The organism is Nitrobacter sp. NHB1, from assembly GCF_036964665.1.
Lineage (GTDB): Bacteria > Pseudomonadota > Alphaproteobacteria > Rhizobiales > Xanthobacteraceae > Nitrobacter.
In genome coordinates, this window is sequence record NZ_JBAMDA010000001.1 from 1883586 (window position 1) to 1895881 (window position 12296).

The following is a 12296-nucleotide window of genomic DNA, read 5'->3' on the forward strand; positions in this document are numbered from 1 at the left end:
TTCTTGACATGAGTTCGCAACCTACCCCATCCGCCTCGCGCCGGATCGTCTGGTCCAGCGTAGTCACCGTCATCTCGGCGGCGATCCTGATCGGCGCGGAAGTATTCGGCGCCGCCTTCGCTGGCGGCTGGGCGCTCGCCATCCTGTTCGGGCTCAGCGTAACGGAGACGCACATCCTCCAGGCGGTGCTGTTCGCGATCGGTGTGTTCGTGATGATCAACTTCATCCGCGCTGCCCAGCGCGTCGAACCCTTCGTGCGGCGCGCCTGACGGAAACCGCTGCGGCACAGGGCTAACCCTGCTTCCTGCGTGCCAAGCTCACTTGTCGTTTCATTAAACAACTTTAACATCCGTTCATCTCCGGCGCGCGCTTGCGCGTCATATCGACCGCAGCGTGGGGAAACCGCGTCGCGCTCCCAAGAAAATTGTTGCGAAGCCGGATCAAAACACTTATGTCCGCTCCTGCCCAATTTCGCACGTGCCTGTGGTCGTGTGTCAGTCGGTGGGTATCCGGACAAGAGGCCGGACAGCCGCCAAGGGTGAAGCAGCCGAGGGTCGCTCAGGTCGGTCGGATCGATCGAAACTGAGAGGCCAGCATCTCTCTCCAGGGATGCCGTTGAAGGCACTTCGCTCCTTGCAACCGTGACTGGCAGCCGGAGGCGAACCGGCGCACCCCGCTCTCAACGGGGGACGCGACTTAAAGCAACGACGGATCGGGCTTTTTTGGTCTCTACCGGCCTTCCACCGCCGGCGCGGGCTACTGAAAAGGCTTGTCCTTCATTGCCAGGTGTGCGGGCGGGATCATCCCAACCAATCCACGGCAGCACAGTTCGGTCTGAGCTCAAGGCTTTGTCGCGCCTCCATCGCGCGGCATCGCCGGAAACGCTCATGTCCGAGAACAATTTTTTGAACGGATCCCGTCGCTGGGCCGTTTGGGAGAGTGCTATGACCGAACGCATTCAGGAATTCCTGCGCAACCGCCGCAGCGAAGGCAACGATACCGAGCCCTGCCTCGTGGTCGATCTCGACGTCGTGCGCGACAACTACCAGACCTTCGCGAAGGCGTTGCCCGACTCGCGCGTGTTCTACGCGGTGAAGGCCAACCCGGCGCCGGAAGTGCTGTCGCTGCTGGCCTCGCTCGGCTCGTGCTTCGACACCGCGACCGTCGCCGAGATCGAAATGGCGCTGGCCGCCGGCGCGACGCCGGACCGCGTCTCCTTCGGCAACACCATCAAGAAGGAGCGCGACATCGCGCGTGCCTATGCACTCGGCATTCGCCTGTTCGCAGTGGACTGCACCGCCGAGGTCGAGAAGATCGCGCGCGCCGCGCCGGCTGCGAAGGTGTTCTGCCGCATCCTCTACGATTGCGCCGGCGCCGAATGGCCGCTGTCGCGCAAGTTCGGCTGCGACCCGGAAATGGCGGTCGATGTGCTCGACCTCGCCAGGCGCCTGAGCCTCGAGCCGGTCGGCATCTCGTTCCATGTCGGCTCGCAGCAACGCAAGGTGAAGGCGTGGGACCGCGCGCTGGCGATGGCCTCGCAAGTGTTCCGCGACTGCGCCGAGCGCGGGATCAACCTGACCATGGTCAACATGGGCGGAGGCTTCCCGACCAGGTATCTCAGGGACGTTCCTCCGGTCGTGCAGTACGGCCGGTCGATCTTCCGCGCGCTGCGCAAGCATTTCGGCAACCAGATCCCGGAGACCATCATCGAGCCGGGCCGCGGCATGGTCGGCAACGCCGGCGTGATCGAGGCGGAAGTCGTTCTGATCTCCAGGAAGAGCGACGACGACGAGAACCGCTGGGTCTATCTCGACATCGGCAAGTTCGGCGGCCTTGCCGAAACCATGGACGAGTCGATCCGCTACGCAATCAGGACGCCGCATGACGGCGCCGAGATGACGCCGTGCGTGCTGGCCGGTCCGACCTGCGACTCGGCCGACGTGCTGTACGAGAAGCAGCCGTATCCGCTGCCGGTAACGCTCGAGATCGGCGACAAGCTGCTGATCGAGGGCACCGGCGCCTATACGTCGACCTACTCGTCGGTGGCCTTTAACGGCATTCCGCCGCTGAAGACGTATCACATCTGATCGCTTCACCTCTCCTTCCCCGTTCGCGGGGAGGGAGAGGAAAGCCGGACGCCGGTTCGCCGGCGTCTATCATTCCAGAATTCTGAAATTTCTCGCGGTCATTGCGAGTTCGCGACAAAATTGGCTGTTGCCAATTTTGCGCTGAGCGAAGCGATCCAGGCAACTTCATACGCTGGATTGCTTCGTCGCTGTCGTTCCCCGAAAACGAGGAACGGCGCTCCTCGCAATGACGGTGAAAACTGACGCGCCATGACCGCTGTTCGGAAAACGACCGCTCTCCTCATCATCCGACGCCGCCCGGTTCGCCATCAACAACTCGCGCCAAAATGTCGCAGCGATTGATATTCGCGATCACTTCACCGCAAGTTTGACTCTAACCGTCGCAAACGCGCATGCGGACACGGATGCGAATGTCGGAACCGAGCCGCTGGAGCATTGACTTCCGCGCGGATCACCCTACTTTGAAATCATGATGTCGAACGTTTGCAATAACCGGTTGTTGCTGCGCGCCGGTCACCTTCAAGCAGGAAGGTGACCCGGGCGGACGCGCATCCGTGCCGTCCGGGATATATCGAGTTCGACTGCATTCCCAACTGACCACTTCATCATCCTGGCACATCAAGCGATGCGTTGTCGTCGCAAGTCGTGCCGCCCTGGCTCGTGATCGTCCTCAACCACGCGATCATTTCGCCACGGCCAACTCGCGGTGAACGACATGCTCGACAATCTGCAAACACGCCTCCCCGCCATCGCCATCAGTTCGCGCGATATCGATCGCCTGCGGCACCTTGCCGAAGCCGCGATGGAAAAATATCCCGCGACGGCGGAATTTCTCGCGCGGGAAATCGATCGCGCCGAAATCATTCCGGCCGACCGGTCCGCCCGCAATATCGTGACGATGCAATCCGAAGTGACGTTCATCGACGACATCAGCGGCCAGAAGCGAACGGTCATTCTGGTTTATCCGGAAGACGCCGATGTCGATGCCGGCAAGATCTCGATTCTCACTCCCATCGGCGCGGCCCTTATCGGCTTGTCCGCGGGACAGAGCATCGAGTTTCAAACACCGTCCGGCGGATGGCGCTCCCTGACAGTGATCGCGGTCGGTCTCTCCTGGCCGGCATCGCCGACTCGCGAATCGTAGCGACGACGTGCTTGTCCTCGCGAAGGCGGCGATAAGCACGTTACGTTATAAAATATCACCGTGATGGCTGTGCTTTGCAGCGGTCGCCAGAACCACCGGCTTTGATGGCATCAAAGCCGGGTTCCAGCTTTTGTTTTGGCGCGTTTTCCTGACGCGAACCGGTATCCACTTCGCTCGAAAACGCTGTAGACTTGGCACATGAAGCGCGGCTCCCTTCATGATGACCACTCCTACCGGGATCATGCGCGCCACGAACGCGATCATGGCGGGCACAGTCATGGCAGGCACAGTCATGCCGGCCATGGTCACACCGCGAATTTCGGCCGCGCCTTCGCGATCGGAATCGGCTTGAATGCGGCGTTCGTCCTCGTCGAGGCCGGCTACGGCTTCGTCGCGAATTCCACGGCGCTGCTCGCCGACGCCGGACACAACCTGTCCGACGTGCTGGGACTGTTGGTGGCGTGGATCGCAGCCGTGCTGTCGCAGCGCCCGCCGACGCCCCGTCTGACCTATGGCCTGCGCAATACCTCGATCCTGGCCGCGCTGCTGAACGCGATCCTGTTGCTGATCGCATGCGGCGCGATCCTGCTCGAAGCGATCCAGCGCCTGATCCATCCCGAGCCGATCGCGAGCCTGACCGTGATCGTCGTCGCCGCGATCGGAATCATCGTCAACGGCATCACCGCATGGCTGTTCGCATCGGGCCGCAAGACCGATCTCAACATTCGCGGCGCCTATCTGCACATGATGGCGGACGCCGGCATCTCGCTCGGCGTCGTTGTAGGCGCCAGCGTGATCATGGCGACGGGATGGCTTTGGCTGGATCCGACGATGAGCTTTGTCATCGTCGCGGTCATTGTCTCGAGCACATGGGGCCTTCTGCGTGAAAGCACCGCGATGTCGCTGGCAGCCGTCCCCCCCGGCATCGACCCCGACGCGGTGCGCGCCTTCCTCGCTGGACATCCCGGCGTGGCGTCGATCCATGATCTCCATATCTGGCCGATGAGCACTACCGAAACGGCGCTGACCGCGCATCTGGTCATGCCGGCGGGAAATCCCGGCGATGCATTCTTGACCGAGACCTGCCGTGAATTGCAGCGCCGTTTCGGCATCGGCCACGCCACGCTGCAGGTCGAGACATCGGCCGACGCCGCTTGTGCGCTCGCACCCGACCATGTCGTATGATCGCGTGACATCCATGATCGTATGGCCGCGGCATGACAGCGCGAAAGAGCTGGGGGCCTTGATTTCATCGGCGTTTTGTCGTCTTCAGAAGCGCCCAGCGGCCGCTTTTGCCGGCCCGCAAGTCCCCCGACAATCTGGAGATATATGATGCCGTCCAATGCTTCGTCCGTGCATGCACGCATCACCGGCCCGATCGTCATGATCGGATTCGGTTCGATCGGCAAAGGCACCCTGCCGCTGATCGAGAAGCATTTCGAGTTCGATAAATCGCGCTTCGTCATCATCGATCCGCATGCGGACGACACGCTGGCAAAAAAGCACGGCGTCAGATTCATCAGGCAGGCCATCACCCGCGACAACTATCAGGACGTCCTGGTTCCGCTGCTGACGCAAGGCGACGGCCAGGGTTTCTGCGTCAACCTGTCGGTCGACACCGGCTCCGTCGATCTCATGACCATGTGCCGCGAGATCGGATCGCTCTACATCGACACCGTGATCGAGCCATGGCTCGGATTCTATTTCGACAAGAGCGCCGGCCCTGAAAAGCGCTCCAACTACGCGCTGCGCGAAACGCTGCTCGCCGCCAAGCGCAAGAGCGAAGGCGGCACCACCGCCGTTTCCACCTGCGGCGCCAACCCCGGCATGGTGTCGTGGTTCGTCAAGCAGGCGTTACTCGACATCGCGCGCGATACCGGCACGCCGTTCAACGAACCGAAAAGCCGCGAAGGCTGGGGCCAGCTCGCGCACAAGCTCGGTGTCAAGGGCATCCACATCGCCGAGCGCGATACCCAGCGCGCAAAGACGCCGAAGCCGATGAACGTGTTCGTCAACACCTGGTCGGTAGAAGGATTCGTCTCGGAAGGCCTGCAGCCCGCCGAACTCGGCTGGGGCACCCACGAAAAGTGGATGCCGGAGAACGCCCGCAAGCACGACACGGGATGTCAGGCCGCCATCTATCTGCTGCAAGCCGGCGCCACCACCCGCGTGCGCTCATGGTGCCCGACGCCGGGCCAGCAATACGGATTCCTCGTCACCCACAACGAAGCGATCTCGATTGCCGACTACTTTACCGTTCGCGACGGCCAGAACGTGATTTATCGTCCGACCTGCCACTATGCCTACCACCCCGCCAACGATGCGGTGCTGTCGCTCCACGAGATGTTCGGCGCGGAAGGCAAGATGCAGTCGACATGGCACATTCTGGATGAGACCGAAATCGTTGACGGCATCGACGAACTCGGCGTGCTGGTCTACGGCCACAGCAAGAACGCCTATTGGTTCGGCTCGCAGCTCTCGATCGAGGAAACCCGCCGCATTGCGCCGTATCAAAATGCCACCGGCATGCAGGTATCGTCGGCAGTGCTGGCCGGCATGGTGTGGGCGCTGGAAAATCCGGAAGCCGGCATCGTCGAGGCCGACGAAGTGGACTTCCGCCGCTGCCTCGAGGTCCAGCGGCCCTATCTCGGCCCGATGAAGGGTTACTACACCGACTGGACGCCGCTCGCCGACCGCCCCGGGCTTTTTCCTGAAGACATCGATACCTCGGATCCCTGGCAGTTCAGGAACGTGCTGGTGCGGTAACGGCTGCGGCCTTTCATAACGTTGTCATGCGCGGGCAAAAGCGCAAAGCGCGTCTTCGCGCAGGCGACCCGCGCATCGATCTTTTCTGTAAAGAGCTTATCGAAGAGCGACGGATGGCCGGATCAAGTCCGGCCATGACAATCCGCCCACCGTGCTATAGAGCGCTTGGCGTTTCTCAACTCGTGCTCGTCTACTACTTTTCCTTGATCGGCGGAGCGACCTTCTCTGCTGGCGCGGGAGGAAGCGCAGGCTGAGCGCCCGCTTTGCCCGCATCGGCATCGGGGCGTGCGGGTTCGGGCGCAGGCGTGGTCGGACGGGTACCGCCCGGCTCGGCTTCCGCAGGTCCATTCTGTTTGCCGGCGGGCGTGACGGGAGAGGTTTGCGGAGAAGTCTTCTGCGCGCTCTCCGACCGTCCCTGCGCGAGTCGCATCAAGGAGACGCCGGGCATGGCCATCCCGACCGCGACGATCACGGCCGTGATCGCCAGATCTTTTCTCGCGTTGCGTTTTCCAGCGCTGCTATGATGTTCGCTCACAGACATCGGTTCACCGCAAATTCTTTCGCGGGACCAACGGCTCGGGGCGGCCGAAGTTCCTTCCGAAACCGGGGCCTCGCGCCCCAACCTCAAGGTCGTTTTCGGAATTCGGCTGCTAACCCAGATCGCCGCGGGGATTGTAGGGGTGCGCGTCGCGCCACTTCTGCATCAAGGCCTCGAGATCGGCGTCGTTGCCGTCCGGCAGGATGATGCGCGTGGTGACGAACAGATCGCCGGATGTGTCGCCCTTCGGTATGCCCTTGCCCTTGAGGCGGAAGGTGCGGCCGCTCGAGGTGTTCTTCGGGATCGACAGTTCGACCGCGCCGCCGAGCGTCGGCACCCGCACCTTGCTGCCCAGCACCGCCTCATAGAGCGTGATCGGCAGATCGGCGCGCAGGTCGCTGCCGTCGACCTTGAAGAACGGATGCGGCGCCACCGTCACCGTGATCAGGAGATCGCCGGGACGATGGCGGGGCGCGGTGTCGCCCTGCCCTCTCAGCCGGATCTGCTGGCCCGAGGTGACGCCGGCCGGAATTCTGACATTGAGTTCCTTGCCGCTGGTCAGACGGACGCGTTTCTCGCCGCCCTTGACCGAGTCCTCCAGCGACACCGTCATGGCGACGTTGAGATCGAGATCAGGTGCGGTGAAGGCCGCGGTGTCGAACTGCGCGCCGCCGCGGCGTCCACCTCGCGCGCCGCCCGCAGCGCCACCAAACATGCTGTTGATGATGTCCTCAAACCCGCCGTCAAAGCCCGGACCACCGCCGCCGCCGAAGTCGTACTGCTGGAAGCCGCCACCCGCCCGCGCGCCGCGCGGGCCGCCGCCGCCCGGGAAACCCTGAAAGCGCGGCTTGCCGTCGGCGCCGATCTCGCCGTGGTCGAACTGTTTGCGCTTGGCTTCGTCGCCGAGAATCTCGTTGGCCGAATTCAGCTCCGCGAAACGTTCGGCCGCCTTCGGGTCGTTCTTGTTGGCATCGGGATGGTGCTTCTTCGCGAGCTTGCGAAAAGCACTTTTGATCGCCGCGGCGTTGGCGCCCCGCTGCACCCCCAAGACCTCATAGGGGTCCCGCATCCGTGTCGTCTCCTTCAGGAAATCTGGACCATGGGCCCCCGGACCCACGCGCCTAACATCTGGGGTATCCGTGGCATTTTTGCAACGGGTTGGCGAGCCATTCGCCCCTGCAATCTATAGCGTCTTGCGAAGCATGTCCTCCGGCTTGACCCGAGGATGGGCACCGGTTCGCGTCAAGAAACTGCGTCAAACCAAAAAGCTGGAGCCGCTTTGATTCCATCAAACTGGAACGACGCTAGCTTCGTCGCCACGGTTTGAGCGACTGAATTTCCCACCGGCCACCGGACCGGCATGCGGCGCCTTGCAGCCAGCTTTCGGACTTTCCGTTAACGTAACTCGCCAAAAAATCCCGGCAGGTGCGGCCCTCGGCCGTATAGGCCTGTGCCAGCGGCGTCACCGAGCCTCGCGCGCCGGTCGAGGGGTTTTCCCACGGCTGGCTCGCATCCTTGTTCCCTTTGGTCAGCACATCGGACGCCGCAGTGCGGGCGAAGGCGAGATCGGTGTCCGTCGGACCGGTGCGCGCGGGCGTCCCGATCGATCCGGTGGTATCATTGGGGCCCATCTGCGCGAAAGCCCCGTCATTGCGCGCCAGACTGCAACCTCCCAACGACGCTCCGACCAGAATCGCCGTCACAATGGCGGCGACGGGCCTGATCGCCGATAGGATACCGCGAGGGCATGCCCTATACAGGTTTGCCCTGTATAAGGACCGCAACGGACTTTCGACGGCAGACCGGCGCAACCTGTGGACTCCCCGCATGAACGACATCACGGACATCAAGCACACAAGCCAGTTAACGTCCGGTGATTTCACGGAAGCCGCCGAGCCCTTCGTCCTGTTCGCTGCATGGTTCGCGGAAGCCGCCGCGTCGGAACCCAACGACCCCGACGCCATGGCGCTTGCCACCGCCGATGCCGACGGTTTGCCCGACGTGCGCATGGTGCTGATGAAGGGCTTTGACGCCCAGGGTTTCGTGTTCTACAGCCACATTGCCAGCGCCAAGGGCCGCGAACTCGCCGCAAACCCCAAAGCGGCGCTGCTGTTTCACTGGAAGTCGCTGCGCCGGCAGGTTCGCGTGCGCGGGCTGGTGACGCCGGTGACCGATGCCGAGGCCGACGCCTATTTCGCGACCCGGCCGAAGCAAGCGCAGATCGGCGCCTGGGCCAGCAAGCAGTCGCAGCCGCTGGAAAGCCGTTTCGCGTTCGAGCAGGCCATCGCGAAGCAAGCCGCAAAATATATCGTCGGCAGCGTGCCGCGGCCGCCGGGCTGGCGCGGATGGCGGATCGCGCCCGCGCAATTCGAATTCTGGCACGACCGTCCGTTCCGCCTGCACGACCGCATCGAATTCCGCCGCACGGCGCCTGATGCGCCGTGGACCAAGACAAGGCTGTATCCATGACCCCCGACAAGGCGAAGCCGCGAACCGACCCGGCGGCGGCGGTGGCCGACCCCAACGCGCCCCGCCGCACGCTGCTTTTGACCGGCGCGAGCCGCGGCATCGGCCACGCGACCGTGATCCGGTTTTCCAGCGCGGGATGGCGCGTCATCACCTGTTCGCGGCATCCGTTCCCGGAGCAGTGCCCGTGGGATGCCGGGCCCGAGGACCACATCCAGGTCGACCTGTCCGACCCCGACAATACCATGCAGGCGATCCGGGAAATCCGCTCGCGGCTCGAGGGCGGCAGGCTGCACGCGCTGGTCAATAATGCCGCGATCTCGCCGAAGGGCGAGGGCGGCGCGCGGCTCGGCTCGCTGAACACCGACATGGAGACCTGGGAGAAGGTGTTCCGCGTCAACTTCATGGCGCCGATCATGCTGGCGCGCGGATTGATCGGGGAACTGAAGGCCGCGAGGGGTTCCGTCGTGAACGTCACCTCGATCGCCGGCTCGCGTGTGCACCCGTTCGCGGGCGCGGCCTATTCAACCTCAAAAGCGGCGCTGGCCTCGCTCACCCGCGAGATGGCGGCGGACTTCGGCCGCATCGGCGTGCGTGTCAATGCGATTGCGCCGGGCGAGATCGACACCTCGATCCTGTCGCCGGGCACCGAGAAGATTGTCCAGCGGCAGATCCCGCTGCGTCGCCTCGGCACGCCCGACGAAGTGGCGAAGATCATCTACGTGCTGTGCACGGAGACGAGTTCATACGTCAACGGCGCGGAGATCCACATCAACGGCGGCCAGCACGTGTAAGGCGCGTGCAGCAAGGTTGTGCAGCGTTTGTCGTTCCCGCGCACGCGGGGACGACGGGGACGTCTGAATTCACATCAATCGAGATCACTCCGCACAAAACCGGCGCGGTGGCGTGCGCAGCGCTGGCGGTGCGAGACCCGCGCTGGAGCAATCGTCGTCGCTCTCGCCATCGAGCAACGCAGCGCCGCAATGCCGGCAGGTCCGCGCGAGACCTGCCGCAAAACGCACGGCCGCGTTGTCCCCGCATGATCTGCGCAACTGTTGATAGCTGCGAAAATCGAGGACGTTGCGATCCCTAGTTACGACTTTCTCAACCATTGTAACTCCCGCGATTTCATGCACGGGTTATGGCAGCAACTTTTCTTGGAAACCGTTCAGGCGAACGCTCAAATTTTACACGGAAAATTGTGGCGAGTCCTGTCGCGCCGGACGGTACTCCGCTCACAGCCACTTCTTCCACTTGAAGACCATGTAGGGCAGCACCGCGGCGATCACCATCATGGCGAGCGCGAAGGGATAGCCGTGCGGCCAGTCCAGCTCCGGCATCAGCTTGAAATTCATGCCGTAGATCGAGGCGATCAGCGTCGGCGGCATCAAGACCACCGCCATCACCGAGAACAGTTTGATGATGTTGTTCTGCTCGAGATTGACCACACCAAGCATCGCATCGAGCACGAAGGTGATCTTGTTCGACAGATAGGAGGCGTGATCGGTCAGCGATGAGACGTCGCGCTGCATGGTCTTGAGCTGTGTGCGCATCTCCTTCGACCATTTGATGCTGTCGGATTCGGCGGCGACGAAGGTAACGAGACGGCCGATCGAGACCAGACTCTCGCGGACCTTCGAGGTGAGATCGCCCTTGCGGCCGATCGCGATCAGGATTTCGGAATAGCGCCTGGCACGACCGGTGCGCGCGGATGCGTCCGGCTCGAAGATGTCGTGGCTGACCTGATCGACGTCGGCGCCAGCGCGCTCCAGAATGTCGGCGCAGCGGTCGATCACGGCATCGAGCAGTTCAAGCAGTACGCCCTCGCCGGTCAAGCCCTGTGCGGCGGCGCGCGCCAGCTTGTTCTCGACCAGCGCGAGCGGTTTTGGCGCGTCGTAGCGCACGGTGACGAGACGATGGTTGGACAGGATAAAGGTGACCGGGGTAACGCGCGGCGCATCGGTTTCGCTGCCGCACATCAGGCTCGCGGTCATGTAGCGCGCGCCGTTCTCGACATAGAGGCGGCTGGAAATCTCGATCTCCTGCATGTCCTCCCGGGTCGGCACCGCAACCCCCGCGAGCCGCTCCACCGCGCGATCCTCCTCCGACGTCGGCTTTTCGAGATCGATCCACACCGCGTTGTCCGGCAGCGCGGTCAGATCGGCGGGAGAGGTCTTCCGCAGCGCGGCACCGGCCGGCGCGAAGATCGAGAGCATGGCACCTCCGGGGATGACGGCATGATTCAGCGTGGACCGCACAATCTGGAATGCGCCCAATCCCAGCGATTTGGCAAGCCGGCAAAGGGCCGACGCCGCGCTCGGATGCCGTTATTCATTTGCCATGGAGAAGCAGCCGCCCGCGTCCCCCTCGTCCGTAGAAAAGCGGCGCAATTCCGTAATTCAACGTCGGACACGGCATTTTTGCGGCAGAAATGCCACAGGCGCTGTGCTGCGTAGCGACAGGACCCTCTAAGTGCTGGAATTTTAGGGAATTTCGACAATAATAGGCCGCAGAGGAATCTTGGTCTTTCGGGCGCAAATTGCCATGATTCAGCGGGGCATTTGGAAAGCAACAATGTCGTCTTTTTGGGTTAAGCTTGGGATCCTGGCTGCGGGCCTGATGCTGTCGGGCTGCATGCAGGCCACACACTACGAGGCCACCGACACCAGCAACTTCAAGCCGCGCGACAAGGAGTTGCTGTCCAAGGTCTCCTACGTGAAAACGCCGGTGGCCGCGCCGTTCCGCCGCGCGATCGTCGACTATCACCGCAAGGAAGCGCCGGGCTCGATCGTGGTCGATTCCGACAACCATTATCTCTATTACGTGCTCGACGGCGGCAAGGCGATCCGTTACGGCATCACCGTCGGCGAAGAAGCGATGGCATGGTCCGGCATCGCAAAGGTTGGCGGCAAGACCGAATGGCCCCCGTGGCACCCGACCCCCGGTGAGATCCAGCGCCTTGGCGTGCCGAAATTCGTGCCTCCCGGTCCGGACAATCCGATGGGATCGCGGGCGCTGTATCTTTACGCCAACGGCAAGGACACGCTGTTCCGCATCCACGGCACCAACCAGCCGGAATACATCGGCGCCTCGATTTCCTCGGGCTGCATCCGCATGACCAACGAGGACGTCATCGATCTCTACGACCGGGTGAAGATGGGCACCGTGGTCGTGGTGCTGGAACCGCATCACGGCGACTCGCCCTTCAATCCAAAGATGGCGTTGCGGGGGGGCGGCGGCAGCTTTAACTGATCGAAGCGACTCCGCAATTTGCAGAAGCGCCGGAGTTCCGGCG

Annotated in this window: 14 protein-coding genes; 8 read left to right on the forward strand and 6 right to left on the reverse strand. The window is 63.0% G+C overall.

The genetic code is table 11. From position 1 onward, the window contains the following. Window positions 1–8 precede the first annotated feature (8 nt). The 3 genes from V4R08_RS08785 (at window position 9) to rnk (ending at window position 3231) form a co-directional block, all read left to right on the forward strand. Entirely contained in the window at window positions 9–269 is a 261-nt protein-coding gene (locus tag V4R08_RS08785) for a hypothetical protein (RefSeq protein WP_335579006.1), read from the forward strand. 675 nt (window positions 270–944) lie between these two features. Beyond that, window positions 945–2087 carry a type III PLP-dependent enzyme gene (locus tag V4R08_RS08790; RefSeq protein ID WP_335579007.1) on the forward strand — a complete coding sequence of 381 codons (1143 nt, stop codon included), beginning with the start codon at window positions 945–947 and terminating at the stop codon, window positions 2085–2087. Between the two features lie 715 nt (window positions 2088–2802). Beyond that, window positions 2803–3231 (forward strand): nucleoside diphosphate kinase regulator, encoded by a 429-nt coding sequence (gene rnk, locus V4R08_RS08795; protein ID WP_335579008.1) that lies wholly within the window; start codon window positions 2803–2805, stop codon window positions 3229–3231. 45 nt (window positions 3232–3276) lie between these two features. Here the strand turns inward: rnk and V4R08_RS08800 are convergent, their stop codons facing one another. Further along, entirely contained in the window at window positions 3277–3510 is a 234-nt protein-coding gene (locus tag V4R08_RS08800) for a hypothetical protein (RefSeq protein ID WP_335580310.1), read from the reverse strand. On the opposite strand from V4R08_RS08800, the gene V4R08_RS08805 reads away from it, so the two are divergent. Together V4R08_RS08805 and V4R08_RS08810 are read left to right on the forward strand one after the other, a co-directional pair. Next, entirely contained in the window at window positions 3430–4416 is a 987-nt protein-coding gene (locus V4R08_RS08805; RefSeq protein WP_335579009.1) for a cation diffusion facilitator family transporter, read from the forward strand. The two genes, V4R08_RS08800 and V4R08_RS08805, sit on opposite strands and share 81 nt — an antisense overlap. Window positions 4417–4560: 144 nt before the next feature. Then, the gene (locus tag V4R08_RS08810; protein ID WP_442935643.1) at window positions 4561–5997 is read left to right on the forward strand and encodes a homospermidine synthase; all 1437 of its coding nucleotides are present in this window, start codon (window positions 4561–4563) and stop codon (window positions 5995–5997) included. Window positions 5998–6190: 193 nt separating this feature from the next. Here the strand turns inward: V4R08_RS08810 and V4R08_RS08815 are convergent, their stop codons facing one another. The 3 genes from V4R08_RS08815 to V4R08_RS08825 all read right to left on the reverse strand — a co-directional run bounded on the left by V4R08_RS08815 (window position 6191) and on the right by V4R08_RS08825 (window position 8364). Continuing rightward, complete coding sequence (locus V4R08_RS08815) at window positions 6191–6538, reverse strand: hypothetical protein (RefSeq protein ID WP_335579011.1); 348 nt, start codon at window positions 6536–6538, stop codon at window positions 6191–6193. Between the two features lie 109 nt (window positions 6539–6647). Next, window positions 6648–7604, reverse strand: coding sequence for a DnaJ C-terminal domain-containing protein (locus V4R08_RS08820; protein ID WP_335579012.1), 957 nt, complete (start codon window positions 7602–7604; stop codon window positions 6648–6650). Between the two features lie 235 nt (window positions 7605–7839). Then, window positions 7840–8364: an RT0821/Lpp0805 family surface protein gene (locus V4R08_RS08825; protein ID WP_442935644.1), complete on the reverse strand. Its 525-nt coding sequence runs from the start codon at window positions 8362–8364 to the stop codon at window positions 7840–7842. On the opposite strand from V4R08_RS08825, the gene pdxH reads away from it, so the two are divergent. Further along, on the forward strand, window positions 8363–9004 hold the full coding sequence (gene pdxH, locus V4R08_RS08830; RefSeq protein ID WP_335579014.1) for a pyridoxamine 5'-phosphate oxidase: 642 nt from the start codon (window positions 8363–8365) through the stop codon (window positions 9002–9004). The two genes, V4R08_RS08825 and pdxH, sit on opposite strands and share 2 nt — an antisense overlap. Further along, window positions 9001–9795 (forward strand): SDR family NAD(P)-dependent oxidoreductase, encoded by a 795-nt coding sequence (locus tag V4R08_RS08835; RefSeq protein ID WP_335579015.1) that lies wholly within the window; start codon window positions 9001–9003, stop codon window positions 9793–9795. The genes pdxH and V4R08_RS08835 overlap by 4 nt, the downstream gene beginning before the upstream one ends. A gap of 84 nt (window positions 9796–9879) precedes the next feature. Here the strand turns inward: V4R08_RS08835 and V4R08_RS08840 are convergent, their stop codons facing one another. Together V4R08_RS08840 and V4R08_RS08845 are read right to left on the reverse strand one after the other, a co-directional pair. Beyond that, the gene (locus V4R08_RS08840) at window positions 9880–10113 is read right to left on the reverse strand and encodes a hypothetical protein (RefSeq protein ID WP_335579016.1); all 234 of its coding nucleotides are present in this window, start codon (window positions 10111–10113) and stop codon (window positions 9880–9882) included. Between the two features lie 123 nt (window positions 10114–10236). After that, window positions 10237–11217, reverse strand: a complete 981-nt coding sequence (locus tag V4R08_RS08845; RefSeq protein WP_335579017.1) for a magnesium transporter CorA family protein — start codon at window positions 11215–11217, stop codon at window positions 10237–10239. Between the two features lie 358 nt (window positions 11218–11575). Here V4R08_RS08845 and V4R08_RS08850 point away from each other — a divergent pair, with 358 nt between their 5' ends. Beyond that, entirely contained in the window at window positions 11576–12253 is a 678-nt protein-coding gene (locus V4R08_RS08850; protein ID WP_335579018.1) for a L,D-transpeptidase, read from the forward strand. Window positions 12254–12296 lie beyond the last annotated feature (43 nt).